Here is a 14,294-nt window from a genome sequence, read left to right on the forward strand (position 1 = left end):
CCATCAATGGACGATGGGTTAGCACCCATCCTACGGTGTCGTGCCGACGGGAGCCCGCCATGAGTGACATCATCCGCCGTGATCCGCGCGCCGAGCGCATCGCCCGCAACCGCCTGCACCCGCTGCACGCGGCCCTGCAGCCCCAACAGATTCAATGGATGGGCCCCAACGGCATCGTCCGCAAGAACCCGCACGCTGCGGCCGCCGGCTTTATCGGTCCGGCCGGCCTCAAACGCATCGATCGCAGCGGCGCGCAGCAGGGTGGCGGCAGCAAGCGCCAAAGCAGCAGCGCACAGGTGCAACTACCGCTGCATGTGATCGAGCAACCGGCGTTCATCATCGCCGTGGTGCCGGACATGGTTGGTGGCCGCCTGAGCAGCCACGACAAGGACCTGCTCGGTCTAGCCCATCAGCTGGCCGGCAAGGACGGCGCCGTACTGGCCGTGGTGTTCGGTGAGCACAAGGAATCCGCGTTCGACACTGCTGGCATCGACCGCCTGCTGCAGCTGGAAGGCGATGAATACGGCGGCTACTCACCCGAACAACGGGTGCTGGCCCTGCGCGCCGTCGACAACCAGTTCTCCCCGCGCCACTGGTTGCTGCCGGATAGCCGCACTGGTGGCGGTGAACTGGGTCGCCGGCTGGCCTCCAGCCTCGGCGAGCGCCCGGCAACCCGCGTGTGGCAAGTCAAAGACGGGCAAAGCACCGGCCGTGCCGGTGCCGGCCGCGAGGACATCGCCCGGGCAGCGCCACGCCTCATTCTGGCCGCCGCCGAGTGCGCCGAGCCGGTCAGCGAAACCCGCCACGAGGCACGCTCGGTCGAGCTGTCAGCCCAGGTGCCGCGCAACCTGCCGCGCATCGAAGACCTGGGTTCGGTGGCCGTCGACCCGGCGCAGATTCCCATGGCCGAATCCGAATTTATCCTTTCCGGCGGCAACGGCGTAAAGGACTGGGCGCTGTTCCACCGCGCCGCCGTCACCCTGGGTGCCACCGAAGGCGCGTCACGCGTGGCCGTGGACGACGGCCACATGCCCCGCGCCCGCCAGGTCGGCGCCACCGGCACCTGGGTCACTGCCCGCGTGTACATGGCGGTCGGTATTTCCGGCGCTATCCAGCACCTGCAGGGCATCGGCGCCTGCGACAAGGTGGTAGCGATCAACCTCGACCCAGGTTGCGACATGATCAAACGGGCCGACATGGCAGTGATCGGCGACTCCGCCGCGATCCTCCAGGCGCTGATCGAGCGTGTGGAAGCCTACCGTAACGGAGCCAAACGTGATGCGGCCTGAAGTCCTTGTCGCGGGCATGCCCCGCTCCCACACCCGCGAACTCGTGGGAGCGGGCCATGCCCGCGAAGTCGCACATATAGCTGGAGTCCCGGCATGGCTGATCTGAACGTCGTCACCCTGATTTCCATCGGCTCGCACCCGGCTTCGGGAAGGCCGCGCCGTGCCGAGCAGGACGCCCGCGCCGTGGAGCTGGGCCTCAAGCTGGCCGGTGAAAAGCTGAACGTGGTGCATGCCGGCGACCCGCAGGAAGAAACCCTGCGCACCTATCTGGGCATGGGCCTGCCCGGCCTGACCGTACTTGAGCAAAGCCGCGAGGCTGACGCCCTGCCGGCTATCGCTGAACACCTGCAACTGGCGCAGGCACAGCTGGTACTCACCGGCACCCAGTCGGAAACCGGTGAAGGCTCGGGCATGCTGCCCTACCTGCTGGCCGAACGCCTGGGCTGGCCGCTGATCGTCGGCCTGGCCGAAGTGGAAAGCATCGACGGCAATACCGCCCAGGTTCTGCAGGCTCTGCCGCGCGGCCAGCGCCGCCGGCTGCGGGTACGCCTGCCATTCGTGGCCAGCGTCGATAGCGCCGCACCGGCCGCACGGCAAAGCGCCTTTGGCCCGGCACGTCGCGGTACGCTGGAGCGTGAAGCGGTTGAGCTGGTCGACGACCCACTCTACGCCGACGCGCAATGGCAGCCCGCCCGGCCGCGCCCTAAACGCCTGAAAGTGATCAAGGCCAAGACCGGTGCCGAACGCATGAAGGCCGCCACGGCGAAAGCCACGGGCGGCGGTGGCCAAGTGCTCACTGGCGTCTCGCCACAGGAAGGCGCAGAGGCTATCTTCAAGCTCCTGCTGGATGAGGGCGTGCTGCGCTGACGGTGCGTCGAATTCGAATTTGTCACGAGGACAATCACGATGATGCATGCCGACTTGATCGACCAGGAAGATCTGCGCGAACGCCTGATTGCCCTGGGTTTCAGCATCCCCAGCGGCGCCAGCGCCGAGCAGGCCTGCGAGTACGCGGTTACCGGCCTGTGCCCGGAACGCGCACTGGTGTTGCGTCATATGGTCGAGGACATCCTCGCCGGCAGCGCCACAGTGCTGCCAACCGTACGCGAAGCCATCTCCCGTACCCTGCTGCCAGCGCTGGTACCACGCGCCTGAGCCTGACTAAACTCTGGTTGCCAGGCTTGCCGCTCACATCAGCCCACAAATACTGTGGGCAGGCCTGTGGATAAACTGTTGGATAACATCGCGACGCCGCGTTTCACGGGGCGCACCGCCAATTGCGCTGTTTTTGTACACACGCGCCGTGATGAATTGGCTGAGAGGCCCGGCACAGGGCGCTCTCACCGTCCGACAGACCCTAAGCACCACAGCATTCTGCCCGCAGTTATTTTGCGCACAAATACTCTGTGTAGAGCTGTGGATAATCTGTGAAAGGCTGCCCGGACGCCGCGTTTTCCGGGCGTCTCAGGCAATTGGCTAGTTTTTACGCGACAAGGCGGCGGCAAACGCCACCACCCTGAATCAGATCACCCGCACGCTGGCGAAGGTCGACTCGCCCTGGGCACGGCTCAGGGCCGCCATGGCAGACGACGAGTCGTGCAGCAGCTCGTCATTCACAGGCACCAGGGCGACCACGTTGGCACCGCTGCCGGCGCGTTCGTCGCGCGGCGGAATGCCGAAGTATTCGCGGTAGCACTTGGAGAAGTGTGGGGTGGACACGAAGCCGCAGACCGACGCCACTTCGATGATCGACATCGATGTTTGCTTGAGCAGTTGGCGAGCACGAATCAGCCGCAGCTTCAGGTAGTAGCGCGACGGCGAGCAATGCAGGTATTTCTGGAACAGGCGCTCGAGCTGACGGCGCGATACGTCCACATACAGCGCCAGCTGGTCGAGGTCGATCGGCTCTTCCAGGTTGGCTTCCATCAGCGCGACGATTTCCTGCAGCTTCGGCTGATTAGTACCGAGCATGTGCTTGAGCGGCACACGCTGGTGGTCCTGCTCGTTGCGGATGCGCTCGTAGATGAACATCTCGGAGATCGCCGCCGCCAGTTCGCGGCCATGCTCGCGACCGATCAGGTGCAGCATCATGTCCATCGGCGCGGTGCCACCGGACGAGGTGTTGCGGTTGCGGTCGATAGAGAACAGGCGCGTGGTGATGGCCGCGCGCGGGAAAGCCTCCTGCATGGCGGCGAGAAACTCCCAGTGCACGCTGCAATCGTAGCCGTCGAGCAGCCCGGCCTTGGCCAGCGCCCAGCTACCGGTGCATACCGCGCCCATCTGCCGGCCCTGGCGAGCCTGGCCCTGTAGCCACTGCACGTGGTCGCGGGTCACGCTGCGCTGAATATCCACGCCACCACAAACGATCACCGCACTCAGCGCCGGGGCGTTGGCGGTGCTGGCATCCGGAGTGATTTTCAAACCGTCGCTGGCGCATACCGGCTGACCGTCGAGGGTCAGGGTGTGCCAGCGATACAGCTCCTTGCCGGAGAGCTGATTGGCCATGCGCAGGGGTTCCACCGCCGATGCCAGGGATATCAGAGTGAAGTTGTCCAGCAGGAGAAAACCGATGGACTGAGGAACACGACTCTGGAGCTGCGCTCCCTGATTCAATTGCGACATCAACAAACCCTCACGCTAACCACGGTATGAGCCTTCATCACGAGGCCCTGTTTTCTTGTATTTACGGCTTTCTGGCAGTCAAGCAGATGGCATATATAACGCAAAGGCCATGCCGACATTGAACGAGCGTTCAATAAAGAATTCGTCGCGAGCTGGATTCACGGCTGGCGCGCTCTGCAGCGCCTATCCTGAACAAAGGCCAGATTGCTGCAATGTGCCATGTCCCAAGGGCTTGAGCATTTCGGTAGCAGTGCCAGGCGTAACGATGTTTCCGCGCTTGGCTGATCGGTAACCCGTCGGGATGAACAATGAGTGACTGAGCGGTCACGCATACGACAAATCGGCCATCACCCACGACGCACCAAAAGCAGGCGCCCACATCCCTAGTTGAGCGAAAAGCGCTCACCAGATTGGTCGGGGTAAATTTGTTCCTCGGCGGCGTAAGAGGGTTCGCAGGGAAGACATGAAATCAGCCGTGTTGTCGTTACTCGCTATGGGTGGCCAGGCAGCGGCAATGCCCCTCATAAGCATGCCGCTGGCACAGCTGTATCGTCGCAACTGGCACCGTCAAAGAAGTGAGCGCGCAGGTCGCTGATACGCTTTTTGCCTTCAACCAACAGATTTACATACGTTTTTTTAAATTTGCTGCAGCCCCCGTGGCACTTAGGCTGCGCCCGTTCATCCGGCTGAGAACCGCGCCATACGCGGCTTGCAGCTTTGGCCAAGAGCAGAAAAAATCTGTTATGGTTTTTTTAGGCGGCGCCCTCTTGTCGTCGCCCAACACGTCAGGGTCGCAATTCGATAATTGCCGCGACCGCAAGACTATATCGTTGAGTCAGCCGATTTCGTCGCTGCCGCTCTTGACCAGAGGGGCAGACTGGGGCCCACCGCTCCAGACCGAAGAACAGATAAGTGCTGGCTCCAGCAAACGGGCGCCAGTCCAACAAGAAATTTCGGATGTACGCGCACCTCGGATGAGGTGTGAACACCCAAAGGATTGGGCTTCGTAACACTGCCAGAGGGTTTGGAAAGCAGTTTGCAGCACGGCAATGCATTACTTCATCTGTCACGTTCACCAGCGCTGCCTGGGCATTCCGCCTTGGCTACGGTTCTGGAGTGCACGCCGGTACCTGAAGAACGCCATGGCGCAGAACGCTGTCCAAACCCTGGAACCGTGTATATACCCACAAGCAAGAACAGTCTGCCTCGCATGACGGGTGTCCAGTGGGCGCACGGCAAGCTGCGTGTGACTGTTCTGATGTCTACTGAAGGGGAACCATCCCATGCAGTCTGGAAAAATCGTCGTCGAAAACCTCTACAAGGTGTTCGGCGACAAGCCGCAAGAAGCCATCGACCTACTCAAGCAGGGATGGAGCAAGGACAAGATTCTCGCTGAAAAGGGCGCCGTGATTGGCGTCAGTGATGTGTCATTCAGTGTCGAGGAAGGTGAAATCTTCGTGCTGATGGGCCTATCCGGCTCGGGCAAATCCACCCTGATCCGGCTGATCAATCGCCTGGTCGAACCCACCGCTGGCAACGTCTACATCGACGGCCAGAACGTCGCCAAGCTGCCCAAGGATCAACTCATTGATCTACGCCGGCGCGACATGAGCATGGTCTTCCAGTCCTTCGCTCTGATGCCCTCTCGTACTGTTCTGGATAACGCCGCCTTCGGTCTCGAAGTCGCCGGCAAGGGCCGCAAGGAGCGTGAAGAACGCGCCATGCAGGTACTCAAGCAGGTAGGCCTGGATACCTTCGCCAACAAATTCCCCCACGAACTGTCAGGCGGTATGCAGCAGCGTGTCGGCCTGGCCCGCGCACTCGCCGTTGACCCTTCGATGATCATCATGGACGAGGCCTTTTCGGCACTCGACCCGCTCAAGCGCCGCGAAATGCAAGACGTGCTGCTGGAGCTGCAAAAGACTCATCGCCGCACCATCATCTTCGTCTCCCACGATATCGAAGAGGCCATGCGCATCGGTAATCGCATCGGCATCATGGAAGGCGGCAAGCTGATTCAGGTCGGCACCCCGCAGGAGCTGATCGACAATCCTGCCAACGAATATGTGCGCAACTTCTTCGATACCGTTGATACCAGCCGCTATCTCACCGCTGGTCAGCTCAAGTCCAACAGCGTGCCGATCTATGTGCACAACGGCAAAGCGCCGGATGCGCAAACGGTGTGCCGTGAGCTGCAGGAGCAGGACAAGCACTACGCATTCGTGGTCGACGAACAGAACAATTTCTGTGGCTCCATCAGCCTGGAGAAAATCGCCCTGCTGGTCGAAGGTGGTGGTTCGCCGGCGCTGGACAGCGCTGTGCTGAAAGCCATCAACCCGGTTCCCGAAGACCTGCCACTGGATCAGGTGATCAACCGCCTGGTGGATAACGAAGGTCCGATTCCGGTGGTCGACAGCGATGGCCATTACAGCGGCGCCATCAGCAAGGGCCGCCTCCTGACCCGTCTGCAGGGAGAATGACATGAGCGAGAAACTGGATCTGGGTAGCTGGGTCAACGACGCGGTTCAGCACATGCTGGACAACTACAGCGGCGTCTTCGACAGCATGGGCAGCGTGGTCAGTGGCTTCTCCGAAGCGATCGAGAATGTGCTGATGCTGCCGCCAGCGTGGCTGCTGATCGCCATTTTTGTGGCCCTGGGCCTGTGGCGTATCGGCTTTCGCTTCGCACTGTTCACCACCGTAGCATTCGTGCTGATCGTGATGACCGGCTTCTGGGAGCAGACGGTGGTAACCCTCGGCCTGACCTTTTCGGCGACTCTGATCAGCCTGCTGATCGGCATCCCGCTGGGTATCTGGGCCGCCAAGAGCGAGCGCGTGTCGACCATCATCCGGCCGATTCTCGACTTCATGCAGACAATGCCGGCGTTCGTCTACCTGATTCCCGCCGCCATGCTGTTCGGTTTGGGCCGCGTGCCCGGCATCATCGCCACGGTGATCTTCGCCATGCCGCCGGCGGTGCGCCTGACCAGCCTGGGCATTCGCCAGGTCAACAAGGAAATCGTTGAAGCCGGCCAATCGTTCGGCTGCAACAGCCGCCAATTGCTGTTCAAGGTGCAACTGCCGAACGCAATGCCGTCGATCATGGCAGGCGTCAACCAGACCATCATGATGGCCTTGTCGATGGTGATCATCGCCTCGATGGTCGGCGCCGGCGGCCTGGGTAACGACGTACTGGCGAGTATCCAGCGTCTGGACATCGGGCTGGGCTTCGAAAGCGGCATGGCCGTGGTACTGCTGGCGATCATTCTCGACCGCATTACCGAAAGCTTTGGCACACCGCAAACCGCCGCGAACCGCGCTGGTTGGTTCACCTGGCTGAGCGCGCGACTGCAGCGCCAGTAAAAGGCCATACTGAACTTCCTTTCAATCACACAAGGATTCGCGGATGAACATATTCCACAAGGCAGCGGGTGTCGGTCTGCTCTCCTGCGCGCTAGTACAGGGCGCCTGGGCTCAGGAGCCCGCGAGCTGCAAGCAAGTACGTTTCGCCGAAATCGGCTGGGCTGACATCGCCGCCACCACTGGCGTTGCCATGACCCTGACTGAAGGCCTCGGCTACACGCCGCGCAAGACCATGGCCTCGGTGCCCATCGCCTTCACTGGCGTGAAGAACAAGCAGATCGACGTGTTCCTTGGCTACTGGGCGCCTTCGATGGACTCGGTGATCGAGCCGTTCACCAAGGACAACAGCGTCAAGGTGCTGGCCAAGCCGAATCTGGAAGGCGCCAAGTACACCCTGGCGGTGCCGACCTACGCAGCTGAAGCGGGCCTGAAAAGCTTTCAGGACATCGCCAAGTTCAAGGATCAGCTAGGCGGCAAGATCTACGGCATCGAGCCGGGCAACGACGGCAACCTGCTGATCGACGGCATGATCAAGGGCAACACCTTCAACCTAGGCGACTTCAAGATGGTCGAGTCCAGCGAAGCCGGCATGCTCGTTCAGGTGCAGCGCGCGATTCGCAAGAAGGAGCCGGTGGTGTTCCTCGGCTGGGCGCCGCACCCGATGAATACCCAATACGACATCACCTACCTGTCCGGTGGCGATGATGTGTTCGGCCCGGACTACGGCGCGGCCAAGGTCTACACCGTAGTGCCGACCGACTACGAAGAGCGTTGCGCCAACGTCGGCAAACTGCTTAACAATTTGCAGTTCAACGTCGATATCGAAAGCCAGCTGATGGAGAAGGTGCTCGAGAAGCAAGACCCAGCTGAAGTCGCCAAAGCGTGGATCAAAGCCAACCCGCAGGCACTCGATGCCTGGCTGCAAGGCGTGACCACCTTCGATGGCAAAGATGGCGCCGCCGCTGTGAAGAAATTCGTCGGGCTCTAACGAGTCCGCACCAACCGCGACCCGGCTGCCTTCAGCCGGTTCAGGTACAGGCCGGCGATTCAGCATGCGTCGCCAGCCAGCCGGGGGCTCGCTGCCCCCAGCGTCCGGTGCAACCAGGGCCATGCCCTGCACCGCCGGTGCCGCAAGGCCCGCGATCAGAACGAGCCAGTAAACCATCTGAACTGCCACTCACTGACGGAGCAACACCTATGCATAACTTCAAACGCTTGTGCCTGCAGAGCCTCGGTGTCGCTGCCTTGGCACTGGGGATGTCCAGCGCCATGGCGGCAGACAAACCCGCCTTGAAAATCGGCTACGTGAACGGTTGGGATGACAGCGTTGCGGTGACTCACGTCGCCGGCGAAATCCTTAAAACCAAGCTCGGTTATGACGTGACTCTGCAGCCTGTAGAGCCGGCGATCATGTGGCAGGGCGTCGCGCGCGGCGACCTGGACGCTACCCTCTCCGCCTGGCTGCCCGCCACCCATGGCGAATATTTCGAGAAACTCAAGGACAAGGTCACCGTCCTGGGTACCAACTACAACGGCGCCAAGATCGGCCTGATCGTGCCCGACTATGTAGAAGCCAAGACCATCGCTGACCTGGAAAAATACGCCAAGGACTTCGACGGCAAGATCACCGGTATCGATGCCGGCGCTGGCGTGATGCGCCGCACCGAAGAAGCGATCAAGGAATACGACCTCAAGAGCCTGAAGCTGATGCCGAGCTCCGGCCCAGCCATGACCACTGCCCTGACCCGTGCCGAGAAAGCCAAGAAGCCAATCGTGGTGACTGGCTGGATTCCGCACTGGATGTTCGCGCAATGGAAACTGCGCTTCCTGGAAGATCCGAAAAACGTCTTCGGTGAAGCTGAGCACGTAGACACCGTTGCCAACCCTGGCCTGGAAGCCAAGGCGCCGGAAGCCGCTGCGTTCCTCAAGAAGATCTCCTGGAGCGCCGAAGAAGTGGGCGCAGTGATGCTGCTGATCCGCGACGGCGTGAAGCCGGACGAAGCGGCCAAGCAGTGGATCGCGAAGAACCCGGATCGCGTTGCCGAGTGGCTTAAATAAGCTGACCGCACGCTAACGCAGCATCGCGGAAATGCCAGTCAGGTGCCCCGACTGGCATTTTTTATGGGCGTAGAAAAAACCGTTTCCGAGTGAACTTACTCGCCAGCCGACGCCAGCGGATATCTGTAACGACGGTTTCACTTCCCTACCGCCATATATTTTTGTATACAGCGTTACCTCAAGTGGCCGCCGTTCGCGGCCCACGCTTTCAGGAGCCATCCATGTGCGCCCGCATCATTCGTTCGCTTCTCGTGGTTTGCGCCAGTCTGGCCGTAGCTGCCAATGCCTCGGCCGGTCAGGTTCAGGTGGCCGTCGCCGCCAACTTCACCGCACCGATGCAGGCGATTGCCAGCGAGTTCGAGAAGGACACCGGACACAGTGTGCAGGCGTCCTACGGCGCCACCGGGCAGTTCTACGCGCAGATCAGCAACGGCGCGCCTTTCGAGGTGTTCCTCTCCGCTGATGACAGCACCCCGGCCAAGCTTGAGAAAGAAGGCCAGAGCGTAGAGGGATCGCGCTTCACCTATGCCATCGGCAAGCTGGTGCTGTGGTCGCCAAAAGAAGGCGTCGTCGATGACAAGGGCGCCGTGCTCGAGAAAGGCGACTTCAAGCACCTGTCCATCGCCAACCCGAAAGCTGCACCTTATGGCCTGGCGGCGACTCAGACACTCGACAAGCTGGGCCTGAGCGACACGCTCAAGGGCAAGATCGTCGAAGGCCAGAACATCACCCAGGCGCTGCAGTTCGTCTCCACAGGCAACGCTGAACTGGGCCTCGTCGCCCTTTCGCAAGTGTACAAGGATGGTCAGATCACGGCCGGTTCGGTCTGGGTAGTGCCCGAGGCGATGTACCAGCCGATCCGCCAGGATGCATTGATCCTCAAGAAAGGCGCAGACAACCCGGCGGCAGAGGCGCTGGTCGAGTACCTGAAAGGGCCGAAAGCTGCCGAGATCATCAAGGCTTATGGCTACACGCTTTAAGAGAGCATGTTAACGATCTCCTGCGGGTCGATGCAGAGCACAAGGGTCACTGCTATGTGGCGAAGGCAGCCGCTTGCGAACTCGTGGGAGGGGCTTTAGCCCCGAGCTCTTTACGCCTAGCTAGGCACAATCGAGGCTAAAGCCTCTCCCACAAAAGCTCCGCCCACCGGCTGCTTTTGCCTTTTTGCAGCCCTCCATTTGCAATGCTGGAACCTGCGTCGGAAGATCGGCAGCCGGCTCTGGCGCTAGTCTCACCCCAAACTCTTGAAAGGCCACTGCAATGCCTCTGGGCCCCAACGACTTCGCCGCCATTCTCCTCACCTTGGAGCTGGCGACCCTGACCACAGTGCTGTTGCTGCTGATCGGCACGCCTATCGCCTTGTGGCTGGCGCGTACCGAGTCCTGGCTGAAGCGGCCAATTGGCGCCATCGTAGCCCTGCCGCTGGTGCTACCGCCTACGGTGATCGGTTTCTACCTACTAATCAGCATGGGGCCCAACGGTTTCTTCGGCCAACTGACCCAGGCGCTCGGTCTGGGCACGCTGACTTTCACCTTTGCCGGCCTGCTGATCGGCTCGGTGTTCTACTCCCTACCCTTCGTGGTGCAGCCGCTGCAGAACGCCTTCGAAGCCATGGGCCGCGCGCCGCTGGAAGCCGCTGCGACATTGCGGGCCGGGCCATGGGACACCTTCTTCAGCGTGATGCTGCCGCTGGCCAGGCCGGGCTTTCTCACCGCAGCGATCCTTGGCTTCGCCCATACCGTCGGCGAGTTCGGCGTGGTGCTGATGATCGGCGGCAACATTCCCGGCAAGACTCAAGTGGCTTCGGTGCAGATCTACAACCATGTGGAAACCATGGAGTACGTCCAGGCCCACTGGCTGGCCGGCGGCATGGTGGCGTTCTCCTTCCTGGTGCTGCTGGCGCTCTACTCCAGCGGCCGTCGCGGCCAGAAGGCCTGGGTATGAGCGACAAGCAGATGAAGGCCCGCTTCACGCTTGCTCATCCTGGCTTTACCCTGGATGTCGACCTGCAATTGCCGGGTCGTGGCGTCAGCGCGCTGTTCGGCCACTCCGGCTCGGGCAAGACCACTCTGCTGCGCTGTGTAGCCGGCCTGGAACGACCGGCTAGCGGCTACCTGCAGATCAATGACGAAACCTGGCAGGACAGCGCCAATGGCATCTGGCTGCCGGCCCACAGGCGCCCGGTCGGTTACGTGTTTCAGGACGCCAACCTGTTTCCCCACCTGTCGGTGCGGCGCAACCTGGAGTTCGGCCTCAAGCGCATCGCCAAAACCGCGCGACGCGTGCCCTTCGAGCAGGCGGTCGAACTACTCGGCATCAGCCACTTGCTCGAACGCCTGCCCGATCGCCTGTCCGGTGGCGAGCGCCAGCGCGTCGGCATGGCCCGCGCGCTGCTCACCAGCCCGCGCCTGCTGCTTATGGACGAACCCCTGGCGGCGCTGGATCTCAAGCGCAAAGGTGAGGTGCTGCCGTATCTGGAGCGTCTGCATGACGAACTGGATATTCCGATCCTCTACGTCAGCCATGCACCGGACGAAGTCGCGCGCCTGGCCGATCATCTGGTGGTGCTCGACGAAGGCCGGGTGACGGCCAGTGGGCCGCTCAAGGAAACGCTAATCCGCAGCGATCTGCCATTCATCTTCGAGGATGACGCCGAGGCGGTGATCGAGGGGCAGGTCGAGCGGCACGACGCGCACTACGACCTGCTCGATATCAGACTGCCTGGTAGCACGGCCTGCCTGCGGCTAGCCCACGCGCCGTTGCCGGCAGGGCGGCGGGTACGCATCAAGATCAAGGCCCGTGACGTCAGCCTGAGCCTGGAGCAGGCCCGCGACAGCAGCGTGCTCAACCTGCTGCCGGCGACGGTCGAGCGCTGGTTCGATCTGCCCAATCCGGCGCACTGCCTGGTGGAACTGCAACTGGGCGATCAGCGGATCATCGCGCGCATCACCCGCTATTCGTTCGATGGACTGAATATTCGCTCCGGGCAACCGCTGTGGGTGCAGGTCAAATCGGTGTCGCTGCTGGCGTCATAGGCGTAACGGGCCCAGTCATGCAAATGGCTACAAGGGGGGAACAGCTATTCGCCGATCCACTGTGGGAGCGCGCCATGCGCGCGAAAAATCGCGGGCATGGACTGGGCGTCCCCGCCCCCTCCCACAGATACTGCGCCGGTGTACGCTTTTGGCTCTTAACCACCCACTCGCGCAGAGCCGGATCAGGAAGCCGCCAGCACCGGCGCCCTTGCCTCAGCACGCCGCAGCAACTCGCGAAGCGCGGCCAGTTGCCCGGTGTCACCCTCGTCAAGCAACTGTTCGAGGGCGTGCTCGAGCCGTTTCAACGGCGGCGCGGCCGGCAGGTTGAGGTGGTGGGCCTCGATCTCGTCACCGTCGCACACCAGCAGCGCGAAGTGCACCACGTTCTCCAGCTCGCGAGTATTGCCCGGCCAGTCATGCCGCTCCAGAACCCGCTGGGCTGCCAGGCTGATGCCTGGCAGCGGCAAGCGCAGGCGCTGGGTGTAGATACCGAGAAAGTACTCGGCCAACGGCAACACATCACCGACCCGCTCCCGCAGCGGCGGCAGCTCCAGACGCCCATCGCTCAAGTAATGCGCCAAGCGCTCGTCGAATTTGCCGGCCTTCACTGACTGCCAGAGATCCACACTGGAGGCGGCCACCAGGCGCACATCCACGGGAATCGGCTGGGTCGCGCCAACGCGCCAGGCTTCGCCGGTCTCCAGCACGCCGAGTAACTGCGCTTGCAGGGCCAGCGGCAAGTCGGCTATTTCGTCCAGGTACAAGGTGCCGCCATTGGCCGAGCCGAGCCAACCAGCGCGGCTGCTCGGTGCGCCCTGGTGTGCGCCAGCGGCGTAACCGAACAGCTCGGCCTCACCATGATTGGGGCTTAGGCTGCTGCAACTCAGGGCCACGAACAGGCCCGGGCGTTCGCTGGAGCGGTGGATATGCCGGGCCAGCAATTCCTTACCGGTGCCGGTTTCGCCCTGGATCAGAATCGGCACTGGCAAGCTGGCGAGACGCTCGACCTCTTTGCGCAGCTGCCGGGTACGCGGGTCGATGAACACCAGTGCTTTGGCACGAATGCTCAGCGGGCTTTTGTCGGCGTCAGGAAAGATCAGCAGTGATGGATCGCCCACCGGTGACACGCTCATAAATTCACGCTCCCATGGCAGTCAGGCTGCAACGACTGCCGCCTCAGGCACGCAGGCGCTGCTGTTGCTCGATGCGGCTCTGCAGGCGGAACAGGTAGGCGAAACCCTGATCCCAGCGCTGATGACCGGACTTCACATTGATATGCCCGGCGCCACTGAGAATCGCCACCTCGCTGCCCCAGTCGCGGGCCAGCTCGATAGCGCGCGCGGCGCTGGCGGCGGAGTCGTTGTCGGAGCCCACCAGTTGGCTAGGAAATGGCAGAGATTGGCGGGGAATCGGCGCGAAATTGCGCAACGCCTCGGGGCAGTTGGGACGCTGCACATCGGCAGGCGCCACCAGCAGCGCACCACGTACCCGACGCAGCGTGGCAGGTACGGCTTGGGCCGCCCAATGAGCGACGGTGATGCAGCCCAGGCTATGGGCGATCAGGATGGCCGGGCGCGGATCAGCGGCGATCTGCTGCTCCAGCGCTGCGACCCAATCCTCACGGCGTGGCGTCAGCCAGTCGCGTTGTTCGACCCGCGCGCTGTTGGGCAGGCTGCGTTGCCAATGGCTCTGCCAATGGTCATCGCCCGAGCCCTGCCAGCCCGGCATTATCAGGTAGCGAACCGCTTCACTGCGCATCATGGCGCCCTCCGTATCTGCTTGGTCTGCAGTGTACGAGCGTGCTAATCGATCTAAAAAGAATAAGAACTTATTTGCTTATTCCTTTTCTGCAACTCCCTGCCAGATGCAGAACGAAGCCCCTTTATATACCCGAAAGGCATATAAATGTTCTTAAACAGTATTTTTA

13 protein-coding genes are annotated in these 14,294 nt (G+C 62.0%); 10 read left to right on the forward strand and 3 right to left on the reverse strand.

Annotated features, from left to right (window positions below; genetic code table 11):
- The first annotated feature begins 59 nt into the window (after positions 1-59).
- The 3 genes from etfA (at position 60) to BUC40_RS13860 (ending at position 2,444) form a co-directional block, all read left to right on the forward strand.
- On the forward strand, positions 60-1,289 hold the full coding sequence (gene etfA, locus BUC40_RS13850; protein ID WP_073266650.1) for an electron transfer flavoprotein subunit alpha: 1,230 nt from the start codon (positions 60-62) through the stop codon (positions 1,287-1,289).
- A 93-nt stretch (positions 1,290-1,382) separates the two neighbouring features.
- A complete protein-coding gene (gene etfB / locus BUC40_RS13855) occupies positions 1,383-2,156 on the forward strand; it encodes an electron transfer flavoprotein subunit beta (protein WP_073266652.1) in 774 nt (257 codons plus the stop codon).
- Between the two features lie 39 nt (positions 2,157-2,195).
- Positions 2,196-2,444 carry a hypothetical protein gene (locus BUC40_RS13860; protein ID WP_073266654.1) on the forward strand — a complete coding sequence of 83 codons (249 nt, stop codon included), beginning with the start codon at positions 2,196-2,198 and terminating at the stop codon, positions 2,442-2,444.
- A 366-nt stretch (positions 2,445-2,810) separates the two neighbouring features.
- Here BUC40_RS13860 and gbdR read toward each other — a convergent pair whose 3' ends face one another.
- Positions 2,811-3,911 (reverse strand): choline metabolism transcriptional regulator GbdR, encoded by a 1,101-nt coding sequence (gbdR, locus tag BUC40_RS13865; protein ID WP_073266656.1) that lies wholly within the window; start codon positions 3,909-3,911, stop codon positions 2,811-2,813.
- A gap of 1,283 nt (positions 3,912-5,194) precedes the next feature.
- Between gbdR and BUC40_RS13870 the strand changes: the two genes are divergently transcribed.
- The 7 genes from BUC40_RS13870 to modC all read left to right on the forward strand — a co-directional run bounded on the left by BUC40_RS13870 (position 5,195) and on the right by modC (position 12,367).
- Positions 5,195-6,391 carry a quaternary amine ABC transporter ATP-binding protein gene (locus BUC40_RS13870; RefSeq protein ID WP_073266658.1) on the forward strand — a complete coding sequence of 399 codons (1,197 nt, stop codon included), beginning with the start codon at positions 5,195-5,197 and terminating at the stop codon, positions 6,389-6,391.
- A 1-nt stretch (position 6,392) separates the two neighbouring features.
- Positions 6,393-7,274, forward strand: a complete 882-nt coding sequence (locus BUC40_RS13875) for an ABC transporter permease (RefSeq protein ID WP_073266660.1) — start codon at positions 6,393-6,395, stop codon at positions 7,272-7,274.
- Positions 7,275-7,317: 43 nt separating this feature from the next.
- The gene (locus BUC40_RS13880; RefSeq protein WP_073266662.1) at positions 7,318-8,262 is read left to right on the forward strand and encodes a choline ABC transporter substrate-binding protein; all 945 of its coding nucleotides are present in this window, start codon (positions 7,318-7,320) and stop codon (positions 8,260-8,262) included.
- Positions 8,263-8,471: 209 nt separating this feature from the next.
- A complete protein-coding gene (locus BUC40_RS13885; RefSeq protein WP_073266664.1) occupies positions 8,472-9,332 on the forward strand; it encodes a glycine betaine ABC transporter substrate-binding protein in 861 nt (286 codons plus the stop codon).
- A 221-nt stretch (positions 9,333-9,553) separates the two neighbouring features.
- Complete coding sequence (gene modA / locus BUC40_RS13890) at positions 9,554-10,312, forward strand: molybdate ABC transporter substrate-binding protein (protein WP_073266666.1); 759 nt, start codon at positions 9,554-9,556, stop codon at positions 10,310-10,312.
- 280 nt (positions 10,313-10,592) lie between these two features.
- Positions 10,593-11,276, forward strand: coding sequence for a molybdate ABC transporter permease subunit (modB, locus tag BUC40_RS13895; protein WP_073266668.1), 684 nt, complete (start codon positions 10,593-10,595; stop codon positions 11,274-11,276).
- On the forward strand, positions 11,273-12,367 hold the full coding sequence (gene modC / locus BUC40_RS13900) for a molybdenum ABC transporter ATP-binding protein (protein WP_073266670.1): 1,095 nt from the start codon (positions 11,273-11,275) through the stop codon (positions 12,365-12,367). Before modB ends, modC begins: the two co-directional genes overlap by 4 nt.
- 182 nt (positions 12,368-12,549) lie before the next feature.
- On the opposite strand, the gene BUC40_RS13905 is transcribed toward modC, so the two are convergent.
- A complete protein-coding gene (locus BUC40_RS13905; protein ID WP_073266672.1) occupies positions 12,550-13,500 on the reverse strand; it encodes a sigma 54-interacting transcriptional regulator in 951 nt (316 codons plus the stop codon).
- 43 nt (positions 13,501-13,543) lie between these two features.
- Positions 13,544-14,125 (reverse strand): alpha/beta hydrolase, encoded by a 582-nt coding sequence (locus tag BUC40_RS13910; RefSeq protein WP_073266732.1) that lies wholly within the window; start codon positions 14,123-14,125, stop codon positions 13,544-13,546.
- Between the last annotated feature and the right edge of the window lie 169 nt (positions 14,126-14,294).

Source organism: Phytopseudomonas punonensis (genome assembly GCF_900142655.1).
GTDB classification, from domain to species: domain Bacteria; phylum Pseudomonadota; class Gammaproteobacteria; order Pseudomonadales; family Pseudomonadaceae; genus Aquipseudomonas; species Aquipseudomonas punonensis.

Coding starts and splice junctions, on each gene's coding strand:
- gbdR (WP_073266656.1), bottom strand. CDS start 3,911: ATGTCGCAATTGAATCAGGGAGCGCAGCTCCAGAGTCGTGTTCCTCAG.
- BUC40_RS13875 (WP_073266660.1), top strand. CDS start 6,393: ATGAGCGAGAAACTGGATCTGGGTAGCTGGGTCAACGACGCGGTTCAG.
- BUC40_RS13880 (WP_073266662.1), top strand. CDS start 7,318: ATGAACATATTCCACAAGGCAGCGGGTGTCGGTCTGCTCTCCTGCGCG.
- BUC40_RS13860 (WP_073266654.1), top strand. CDS start 2,196: ATGATGCATGCCGACTTGATCGACCAGGAAGATCTGCGCGAACGCCTG.
- BUC40_RS13885 (WP_073266664.1), top strand. CDS start 8,472: ATGCATAACTTCAAACGCTTGTGCCTGCAGAGCCTCGGTGTCGCTGCC.
- modA (WP_073266666.1), top strand. CDS start 9,554: ATGTGCGCCCGCATCATTCGTTCGCTTCTCGTGGTTTGCGCCAGTCTG.
- modC (WP_073266670.1), top strand. CDS start 11,273: ATGAGCGACAAGCAGATGAAGGCCCGCTTCACGCTTGCTCATCCTGGC.
- etfA (WP_073266650.1), top strand. CDS start 60: ATGAGTGACATCATCCGCCGTGATCCGCGCGCCGAGCGCATCGCCCGC.
- etfB (WP_073266652.1), top strand. CDS start 1,383: ATGGCTGATCTGAACGTCGTCACCCTGATTTCCATCGGCTCGCACCCG.
- BUC40_RS13905 (WP_073266672.1), bottom strand. CDS start 13,500: ATGAGCGTGTCACCGGTGGGCGATCCATCACTGCTGATCTTTCCTGAC.
- modB (WP_073266668.1), top strand. CDS start 10,593: ATGCCTCTGGGCCCCAACGACTTCGCCGCCATTCTCCTCACCTTGGAG.
- BUC40_RS13910 (WP_073266732.1), bottom strand. CDS start 14,125: ATGCGCAGTGAAGCGGTTCGCTACCTGATAATGCCGGGCTGGCAGGGC.
- BUC40_RS13870 (WP_073266658.1), top strand. CDS start 5,195: ATGCAGTCTGGAAAAATCGTCGTCGAAAACCTCTACAAGGTGTTCGGC.